Origin of the sequence: Thermococcus sp., from assembly GCF_026991495.1 — an archaeon.
Classification (GTDB): domain Archaea; phylum Methanobacteriota_B; class Thermococci; order Thermococcales; family Thermococcaceae; genus Thermococcus.
Map to the genome: position 1 here is coordinate 18,251 of NZ_JALXBJ010000014.1, position 8,809 is coordinate 27,059.

Annotated in this window: 10 protein-coding genes; 6 read left to right on the plus strand and 4 right to left on the minus strand. The window is 54.7% G+C overall.

Annotation, left to right across the window (positions count from 1 at the left end; all coding sequences use genetic code 11):
• Positions 1-32 precede the first annotated feature (32 nt).
• The 4 genes from MVB78_RS01375 to MVB78_RS01390 all read right to left on the minus strand — a co-directional run bounded on the left by MVB78_RS01375 (position 33) and on the right by MVB78_RS01390 (position 3,830).
• A complete protein-coding gene (locus MVB78_RS01375) occupies positions 33-533 on the minus strand; it encodes a 4Fe-4S dicluster domain-containing protein (protein ID WP_297487086.1) in 501 nt (166 codons plus the stop codon).
• A 10-nt stretch (positions 534-543) separates the two neighbouring features.
• Positions 544-2,610, minus strand: a complete 2,067-nt coding sequence (locus tag MVB78_RS01380; RefSeq protein ID WP_297487088.1) for a molybdopterin-dependent oxidoreductase — start codon at positions 2,608-2,610, stop codon at positions 544-546.
• A gap of 109 nt (positions 2,611-2,719) precedes the next feature.
• A complete protein-coding gene (locus MVB78_RS01385) occupies positions 2,720-3,313 on the minus strand; it encodes a TetR/AcrR family transcriptional regulator (protein WP_297487091.1) in 594 nt (197 codons plus the stop codon).
• 124 nt (positions 3,314-3,437) lie between these two features.
• Positions 3,438-3,830, minus strand: a complete 393-nt coding sequence (locus MVB78_RS01390) for a DUF302 domain-containing protein (protein ID WP_297487093.1) — start codon at positions 3,828-3,830, stop codon at positions 3,438-3,440.
• A 60-nt stretch (positions 3,831-3,890) separates the two neighbouring features.
• Here MVB78_RS01390 and MVB78_RS01395 point away from each other — a divergent pair, with 60 nt between their 5' ends.
• The 6 genes from MVB78_RS01395 (at position 3,891) to hypF (ending at position 8,642) form a co-directional block, all read left to right on the plus strand.
• On the plus strand, positions 3,891-4,148 hold the full coding sequence (locus tag MVB78_RS01395) for a HypC/HybG/HupF family hydrogenase formation chaperone (RefSeq protein ID WP_297487109.1): 258 nt from the start codon (positions 3,891-3,893) through the stop codon (positions 4,146-4,148).
• Positions 4,149-4,192: 44 nt separating this feature from the next.
• A complete protein-coding gene (locus MVB78_RS01400; RefSeq protein ID WP_297487110.1) occupies positions 4,193-4,453 on the plus strand; it encodes a HypC/HybG/HupF family hydrogenase formation chaperone in 261 nt (86 codons plus the stop codon).
• Between the two features lies 1 nt (position 4,454).
• A complete protein-coding gene (gene hypD / locus MVB78_RS01405) occupies positions 4,455-5,579 on the plus strand; it encodes a hydrogenase formation protein HypD (RefSeq protein ID WP_297487095.1) in 1,125 nt (374 codons plus the stop codon).
• A 44-nt stretch (positions 5,580-5,623) separates the two neighbouring features.
• Entirely contained in the window at positions 5,624-5,809 is a 186-nt protein-coding gene (locus MVB78_RS01410) for an antitoxin family protein (protein ID WP_297487098.1), read from the plus strand.
• The gene (locus MVB78_RS01415; protein ID WP_297487101.1) at positions 5,793-6,230 is read left to right on the plus strand and encodes a PIN domain-containing protein; all 438 of its coding nucleotides are present in this window, start codon (positions 5,793-5,795) and stop codon (positions 6,228-6,230) included. Before MVB78_RS01410 ends, MVB78_RS01415 begins: the two co-directional genes overlap by 17 nt.
• 93 nt (positions 6,231-6,323) lie before the next feature.
• Complete coding sequence (hypF, locus tag MVB78_RS01420; protein ID WP_297487103.1) at positions 6,324-8,642, plus strand: carbamoyltransferase HypF; 2,319 nt, start codon at positions 6,324-6,326, stop codon at positions 8,640-8,642.
• The last annotated feature ends 167 nt before the right edge of the window (positions 8,643-8,809 follow it).

Consider the following 8,809-nt stretch of genomic DNA (forward strand, 5'->3'; position numbering starts at 1 on the left):
TTAACCCTTGGTTTCCTTCGTAAAAAAATAAATCAAAGGACGATGAGGGCCTTCTCGCCCTCGCCCTTCTCTGCCGAGCTCTTGAGGTTCGCTACTACCTTGCCCTCCTTGTCCCAGAGCACCTCGTTTATCTCTCCGAACTTAAGGGCCTCAGTTGGGCAGGCTGAGACACATGCAGGAAGAAGGCCCTCCGCCCTCCTGTCGGCGCAGAGGTCGCACTTCTCCATGATCTTGTTCTCCTCGTCCAGCTTGGGAACGCCAAACGGGCAGGCAACGGCACACATCAGGCAGCCGATACAGCTGAGCGGGTTGAATGCCACTGCCCCATCCTCATCCCTGAATAGAGCCCCGGTTGGACAGACGTTCAGGCAGGGTGCCTTTTCACAGTGGCGGCAGTTGAATGGAACCGTGAAGAGATCGGGGAACTCAAATATCTTGATGCGTGCGTTGCCGTGCGTCATTTCACAGGCCACTTCACAGGCCTTGCAGCCAATGCAGCGCTTATAGTCGAGGAAAATCTTCTTGTGGGCCATCTCAACCACCTCACTCCTCCACCCTCTCGACTTTGGCAGCTACAGCCTTCAGCTCGGCCATCTTGGTCTTCTCGTTGATCTCGTCCAGCGTGAGGAAGTTGACCTGCCAGTGGAAGGGCATCGCTATGACGCCCTCCCTGATGTGCTCGGTAACTTCAGCCCTGACGAGAACGCTCCCGCGCCTCGTTGAGACCTTCACGAGATCGCCGGTCTTTATTCCGAGTTTCTTGGCGTCCTTCGGGTTTATCATGACGTACTCATCGGGCCAGCGCTTCTTCAGGCTCGGGCTCTCGAAGGTCATGCTTCCAGTGTGCCACTGGCCAACGAGCCTGAAGTTGGTGAGCCAGAACGGGTACTCCTCGTCCGGGGTCTCGGGCGGCTCGCGCCAAGTAACCGGCTGTAGGTGGGCCTTTCCGTCGGGCGTCTTGAAAGCGGTCTTGAAGAGAACCTTCGTTCCCTCTCCTGGCTCGCTGCACGGGAAGAAGCATCCTTCAAGGTGCTCCGCAAGGTACTCGGGCGTTGCCCCCTTGAAGACGGGTATGACCTTGTTGATCTCCCTCAATATCTCGTCCGGATGGCTGTACTTGAAGTACTCACCGAGGCCGAGCTCTTTAGCGAGCTCCACGATGATGAGCCAGTCAGGCTTCGCCTCCCCAGGCGCTTCGGCGGCCTTGTACGTCCTCTGAACGCGCCTCTCGAAGCTTATCGCCGTCCCTGTCTTTTCGAACCAGGCGGCCGCTGGGAGTATTACGTCTGCGTAGGCGGCCGTTTCAGTTGGGAATATATCCTGCACGACGAGGAAGTCGAGCTTCTCCAGCTGCTCGCGAACCCATCCGCTGTTCGGCATCGACTTGGCGATGTTGCCGCCAACGATGTACATCATGCGAATCTTGTTGCCAATCTCCCTGACCATCGTAGTGAGGTCAAAACCAACCCAGTCCGGAATCGGGAAACCCCAGAGCCTCTCAAGTTCTTCTCTGGCAGCCTCGTCAGTAACTAACTTACCGGTCGGGAGCTTGTTCGGAGCAACACCTGTCATTGCCACGCAGTAACCGCACTGGGCACCCGGAATAACCCCGCTCCAGACACCCTCCTTGCCGATGTTGCCGGTTATCGCTATGAGGTCCGCTATGGCTATGGCAGTGTTGAGGCCGTTTATATGCTGGTTGACGCCCTCGTTCACAAAGAAGGCAGTCCTCTTCGTTGCGATAAGCCTCGCGGCCTTCCTTATGTGCTCGGCAGGAACGCCACTTATCTTCTCCGCCCACTCCGGCGTGTAGTCCTTAACGGACTCCTTGAGCCCCTCAAAGCCTGTAGTCCTCTCCCTGACGAAGTCCTTGTCGTAGAGCCCCTCGCTTATAACCACGTTGAGCATGGCCAGCGCTATCGCTAAGTCGGTTCCGGGGTAGGGCTTGAGGTGGAGCGAGGCGTACTTGTGGCCCCTGGTTGAGCGCGGGTCTATCACGATGAGAGGGGCGTTGTTGTCGAGGATGGCCTTCTCGATGTACTGACCGAAGAGGACGGGAGCAGTCTCGGCCGGGTTGTGGCCCCAGAACACAACGAGCTCGGCCTTTGCTATGTCCTCGAATGGGTTGGTCGCGGCCGATGTTCCAAACAGTGCTATCCTTGCGGGACTGTTCGAGTACTGGCAGTACCTTCCAGGGAAGTCGAGGTGGTTGGTTCCTATGGCCTTGGAGAGCTTGTGGACGAGGTAGTTCTCCTCGAGGGTTATCTTCTCGCTCCCGAGGAACGCTATTGCCTCCGGGCCGTAGGTTTCCTTGATCTCCTTAATCTTGCTGGCGATTATCCTGTAGGCCTCTTCCCAGCTTATCTCCTCGAACTTTCCTTCACCCCTCTCCCCAACGCGCCTGAGGGGCTTCTTAAGCCTCTGGGGACTGTTGATGAACTGGTAGGAGGCAACCCCCTTGGGGCAGAGCTTGCCCCTGTTCGCTATCGTTGGATGGTCGTAGTCGAACTCTATCCTCCTGATGTAGCCGTTGGCGCTGACCGCGTAGAAGCGGCAGCCCACGGAACACCACGGGCATACAACAGGCACCAACTTCTCTGCCATGGGCATCACCCTTGTAGTGACTGACCAGTCATTAAGGGTGGGAATTAATGGTTTATATAGTTTTTTTGAACATGTAAATACATTTAGTTAAACAAACCCAAAAATGTTAAACATTTCATACACTGGCGGAAAGTTTTAGATGGTGTATAACAGCGGCGGTTATCTTCTTTAGGTAGTACTCCTCAGAGAAGCCCAAGCACTCACCGGAATGGAGGTAGTGCATGAGGGAAGCCAAAAACATCTGGAACGCTATGAGCGCGTCCTCAAAACCAACTTTAACGTAGGCCCTCACCCTTCTCGCCCCCTCCCTGAGAAGTTCGGAGCACGCCTGGGCGTAGATCTCGTCTATCCCCTTCATCCTCTCCTTTACAGAGAGCATGTGGAAGAATATCTCGGCCCGGTAGTTGGTGGAGTAGAACTCGAGGAACTCCCTTCCGAGCTGGAGGAGGTAGCCCTCAAGGGTCGGGTAGCTAACGGTAATATAGGGATCGTTTAGGGAGGGCATCGACATGATGGGCATGACGTCGAAGGCGAGCTCCTTGATCAGGTCGTCCTTGCTCTTGAAGTAGAGGTAGAAAGTGCCCTTTGCAATGCCCGCCTTTGCCACGATCTCGTCTACGGTAGTCTTATCGAAGCCCTTCCTCGCGAAAAGCTCCATTGCCGCTAAAACCAGCTTTTCCCTCGTTTTTCCGGCGGACTTTATGGACATTCTGACACACCTGACTGAACGGTCATTGAACTATTGGACAGTTATGACCATAGAGTGATTTAAACTTTTCTGTGCGCGGGAATAGAACTGAAAAACGTGAAAAGAGAGCAAAGTAATAGTTTAATCAAAGAACCGCTGAAATTATTTTCTCGTCTATCTCAGCGACCTCGGAGAGGAGCTCGCCCAGTTCACCGGGAACCATCTTCGCGAAGAGCCCCATGTTCATGCCGAAGACGTAAACCCCGTCGGGCATCTCTATAACCGAGAACTTGCAGGGCATCATCGCCGAGACCCAGCGGTTCTCCGGCTTGCTGACCGCTCTGGTGGCGAAGTCCCTGTTGCAGACCTCGATGATGGCAAACTTAAGCCCGACCTTCTCCCTAAAGTCGTACTCACCTATAACAGTCCAGCCGACTTCCTCGGTCTTCTTCTTCAGCCTCTCAAGGGTTTCCTCAAAGCCGTACCTGCTCTTAACCCCCTTCACCATCTGCTTCATCATGTCCTCCACGGCAACCACCTGACTGACTGGTCAGAGCAAGAAATATAAATCCTTTTCCTTAACCTTTGGTTGATAACCATGGCCCTGATGCTCGCTGGAAAGGTTGTCGAGGTCAGTGGAGATAGAGCGGTAGTGGACGTTGAAGGCCAGCTCAAGGAAGCAAAGCTCGACTTCGTCAGGGACGTCAAGCCCGGCGACTACGTGACGATATACTACGGCATAGTCCTTGAGAAGGTGGGTGAGGAGGAGGCCAGGGAAACGCTGGAGCACTGCTCATACCATCGCGGGGAGAAAGTCGAGATGGCCTTCTCGCTGGTTGAAAACCTGAGGTTTTAGAAAGGCTAAATAAAGGTCGATGTTATTTCTGGACGGTGAGAAAGATGTGTCTCGCGACGATTGCGAAGGTGCTTGAGGTGAACCCCGAGAAGGGGACTGCCTGGGTCGACTTCGGGGGCGTTAGGAGGGAGGCCAGGATAGACCTGATGCCCGATGTCAAGGTTGGTGAGTACGTCCTGATACACACGGGATTCGTAATAGAGCGCGTGGACGAAAAGACCGCCAAGGAAATCCTGAACGCCTGGGACGAGGTCTTTAAAGCCGAGGAGGAGGCCATAGGAGGTTACTACTACCCGGGTGATTGAAATGGGCATCGAAGAGGTAGTCCAGCCCTACAGGGATAGGGGAATAGCTCAAAAGCTCGTGGAGAAGATCAAGGAAGAGGCGAAAACTTTAGACGGCGAAGTAAGGATAATGCACGTCTGCGGAACCCATGAGGACACGATAACACGTTCCGGAATCCGCTCTCTCCTCCCTGAAAACGTCAGGGTCGTGAGCGGGCCGGGCTGTCCAGTCTGCATAACGCCGGTAGAGGACATAGTGGCGATGCAGCTCATAATGAGGAAAGCGAGGGAAGAGGGAGAGGAAATAATCCTGACAACCTTCGGGGACATGTACAAGATACCGACGGCCATGGGGAGCTTTGCAGACTTGAGGAGCGAGGGCTACGACGTGCGCATTGTCTACTCGATCTTCGACACGTACAGGATAGCCAAGGAGAACCCCGACAAGACCGTGGTGCACTTCAGTCCCGGCTTCGAGACCACAACCGCGCCAACAGCGGGAATGATAAACGCCGTCGTAAACGAGGGTCTTGAGAACTTCAAAATCTACTCCGCCCACAGGCTCACTCCGCAAGGGGTTGAGGTTCTCATAAAGCAGAGGAGCAGGATTGATGCGCTCATAGATGCAGGCCACGTCTCGACGATAATCGGCGTGAAGGGCTGGGAGTTCCTGAGCGAGCGCTATGGGATTCCGCAGGTCGTTGCCGGCTTCGAGCCCAACGACGTACTCATGGCGATTCTCCTCCTCGTCAGGATGTACAAGGAAGGCGACGCGCGAGTTATCAACGAGTACAAGAGGGCCGTTAAGTACGAGGGAAACGTTACAGCGCAGAGGCTCATTGACAAGTACTTCAAGATCGTGGATGCGAAGTGGCGCGCCTTGGGAATCTTCCCGGGAACGGGGCTTGAGCTGAGGGACGAGTGGAAGGAACTCGACATAAAGAACCTCTACAAGGTTGAGGTGCCCAAGGGCCTTCCGGATCTTGAGAAGGGCTGTCTCTGCGGGGCGGTGCTTAGGGGATTAGCTCTCCCGACCGACTGCCCGCACTTCGGCAAGACCTGCACGCCGAGGCACCCGATAGGGCCGTGCATGGTGTCCTACGAGGGAACCTGCAACATCTTCTACAAGTACGGCGTTTTGTTTTAGTGAGGCATAAATACGATGAGAGCGCAAGATAGAACGGTGGGAACATGGAGGAGGTAAGGGCAGTTTACCACAAAGGGGTCTTAGTGCCCCTTAAAAGCCTAAATCTCAGGGAAGGTGAGGAGGTAACGGTAGTCATCAAGAAAAGGGCCCCGCGAAGGTATTTTGGCATCTTCAAAAAGGAAGACGTCGAGAAGGTCATAGAGGAGATCGAGAATGAGGGCGTTCTATGATAGCAACCTCTTCCTTAAATTTTTAGGCGGAGAGAGCGAGGCAGGAGCGCTCTTGGATTTAGTCTTTGAAGGAAAAGTTGAGGGAGCCGTCAGCTGGGTGGTTCTCTCCGAGGTCATCTTCGGCTACTTAAGGCTCACGACCAACATGAGGCCCTATGACCTGAAAAGAAAATTGCCCAAGATGAACGTTGATTTAACTCCAATCCGCGAGCTTTTAGAACTCTTCCAGATTTTGGAAGTCGATCCTAATCCAAACGAACTCTTTGACCTCGTAAACAAATCCGGACTCCTTCCCAACGACGCTCTCATAGCGTTAACGCGCCTAAAGGAGAGCATTCCTTTAGTTAGCTTTGATTCGGATTTCGACCGGGTTGCAGGGCTGAGAAGGGTGACGACTCCAGAGGGATTGCCGGTTGGGTAGAACACCAAAGGTTCAAAACTCCCCTATCGTTTTCAACTTTTGGTTTTGGAAACCTATAAAGCCTCCGATTGCAAAGGAGGGACAGGTGAGAGGATGAGGGCTTACCACCTTCACGTCCAGGGAATCGTTCAGGCGGTCGGATTCAGGCCCTTCGTCTACAGGATAGCGCACGAGCACAACCTCAAGGGCTACGTCAAGAACCTCGGAGATGCGGGAGTTGAGATCGTCGTGGAGGGCCGGGAGGAGGACATCGAGGCCTTTCTCAGGGATTTACACCGAAAGAAGCCGCCGCTGGCGAGGATTGACCGCGTTGAGAGGAAGGAAATCCCGCCCCAGGGCTTCCCGGAGTTCTACATCGAGAGAAGCTCGAAGGGCGGTAAGGGCGGCGACTCAATAATCCCGCCTGATATAGCGATATGCGACGACTGCCTGAGGGAGCTCTTCGACCCAACCAACAAGCGCTACATGTACCCCTTTATAGTCTGCACCAACTGCGGCCCGAGGTTCACGATAATCGAGGACCTGCCCTACGACCGCGAGAATACCACGATGCGTGAATTTCCCATGTGCGACTTCTGCCGGAGCGAATACGAGGATCCCCTAAACAGGCGCTATCACGCTGAACCGATAGCCTGTCCCGTCTGCGGGCCGAGCTACCGCTTGTACACGAACGATGGAAGGGAACTAACCGGCGACCCGCTGAGGAAAGCGGCCGAGCTAATAGATAAGGGTTACATAGTGGCGATAAAGGGAATCGGGGGGATACATTTAGCGTGCGACGCGACCAACGAAGAGGTCGTTGCCGAGCTGAGGAAGAGAACCTTCAGACCACAGAAGCCCTTCGCGATAATGGCCGACTCCCTTGAGACCGTTAAAAGCTTCGCCTACGTAAGCAGGGAAGAGGAAGAAGAACTCACCAGCTACAGGAGGCCGATAATAACGCTCCGCAAGAGAGAACCCTTCCCCCTGCCCGAGAACCTCGCGCCGGGCCTGCACACCATCGGGATCATGCTCCCCTACGCGGGAACGCACTACATACTCTTCCACTGGAGCAAGAGTAAGGTCTACGTGATGACGTCAGCGAACTATCCGGGAATGCCGATGGTAAAGGACAACGAGAAAGCGTTTGAGGAGCTCAGGGAAATGGCAGACTACCTCCTCCTGCACAACAGAAAAATAGCCAACAGGGCGGACGACAGTGTAATTCGCTTCGTTGACGGGAGGAGGGCCGTGATAAGGAGAAGCAGAGGTTTCGTGCCGCTGCCGATAGAGATCCCCTTCGACTACCGCGGCTTAGCCGTTGGGGCTGAGCTTATGAACGCCTTTGGGGTTGCAAAGAACGGCAAGGTTTACCCGAGCCAGTACATAGGCAACACTGGAAAGCTCGAGGTTCTTGAGTTCATGCGCGGGGCGATAGCGCACTTCAAGAGAATTCTCCGCGTTAAAGACCTCGACTTAATCGTAGCCGACCTCCATCCAGCTTATAACACGACGAAATTGGCGATGGAACTCGCCAACGAGATGGGTGTTGAGCTTCTCCAGGTTCAGCACCACTACGCGCACATAGCGAGCGTTTTGGCGGAGAAGAACCTCGAATCCGCCGTTGGGATAGCCCTCGACGGAGTCGGCTACGGAACCGACGGGAACGTCTGGGGCGGTGAGGTTCTCTACCTGAGCTACGAGGACGTTGAGAGGTTAGCTCACATAGACTACTACCCGCTTCCCGGCGGTGATTTGGCGAGCTACTATCCACTGAGGGCATTGATGGGAATCCTTAACAAGGTTTACTCCATCGAGGAGCTTGAAGGAGTCATAAGCCACTGCTGCCCCAAAGCGGTTGATAGCCTCAAGTACGGGAAGGTCGAGTTCAGCGTTATCCTCAACCAGCTCGCCAAGGGGGTGAACACTGCCTACGCATCCTCGACGGGAAGGGTTCTCGATTCGCTCGCTGTCTTGCTCAACGTCGCCTACAGGAGGCACTACGAGGGCGAGCCGGCGATGAAATTGGAGAGCTTTGCGATGAAGGGCAAGAACGACCTGAAGTTCGAAATCCCGGTAGAAGGGGAGCTGATAAAGGTTGAGGAGCTCTTCGTCCAGGCGCTTGATGCCGTTGAGAAGGCACCTCCCGCGGATATAGCCTACTCAGCCCACTTAGCACTCGCGAGGGCCTTCGCAGGCCTTGCCGTAGAGAAAGCGAGGGAGTTCGGCGTTAAAGATGTCGCGGTAAGCGGTGGAGTCTCCTACAACGAGCTTATCGTGAAGACGATTAGAAAAGCTGTTGAAGCCTCCGGGCTGAGGTTTCAAGTTACAACGGAAGTTCCGCGCGGGGACAACGGGATAAACGTCGGCCAGGCCTTCCTCGGTGGCCTCTACCTCGAGGGCTACCTGAGCAGGGAGGACCTGATGCTGTAAGGTTTAAGTTAGGAACGCCGAAGTTGTACCGGAGGAAGAACGATGCCCGTCATTCCCATGGAGGAACTCCTCGAAATCCTGAGGGGGGTAAAGGGAAAGCTGAAGGAGATACTCGGTGACGACTTAGTTGAGGTCGTCCTCTTTGGTTCTTACGCGAGGGGCGAGGC

Coding starts and splice junctions, on each gene's coding strand:
- MVB78_RS01375 (WP_297487086.1), bottom strand. CDS start 533: ATGGCCCACAAGAAGATTTTCCTCGACTATAAGCGCTGCATTGGCTGC.
- MVB78_RS01380 (WP_297487088.1), bottom strand. CDS start 2,610: ATGCCCATGGCAGAGAAGTTGGTGCCTGTTGTATGCCCGTGGTGTTCC.
- MVB78_RS01385 (WP_297487091.1), bottom strand. CDS start 3,313: ATGTCCATAAAGTCCGCCGGAAAAACGAGGGAAAAGCTGGTTTTAGCG.
- MVB78_RS01395 (WP_297487109.1), top strand. CDS start 3,891: ATGGCCCTGATGCTCGCTGGAAAGGTTGTCGAGGTCAGTGGAGATAGA.
- MVB78_RS01400 (WP_297487110.1), top strand. CDS start 4,193: ATGTGTCTCGCGACGATTGCGAAGGTGCTTGAGGTGAACCCCGAGAAG.
- hypD (WP_297487095.1), top strand. CDS start 4,455: ATGGGCATCGAAGAGGTAGTCCAGCCCTACAGGGATAGGGGAATAGCT.
- MVB78_RS01410 (WP_297487098.1), top strand. CDS start 5,624: ATGGAGGAGGTAAGGGCAGTTTACCACAAAGGGGTCTTAGTGCCCCTT.
- MVB78_RS01415 (WP_297487101.1), top strand. CDS start 5,793: ATGAGGGCGTTCTATGATAGCAACCTCTTCCTTAAATTTTTAGGCGGA.
- hypF (WP_297487103.1), top strand. CDS start 6,324: ATGAGGGCTTACCACCTTCACGTCCAGGGAATCGTTCAGGCGGTCGGA.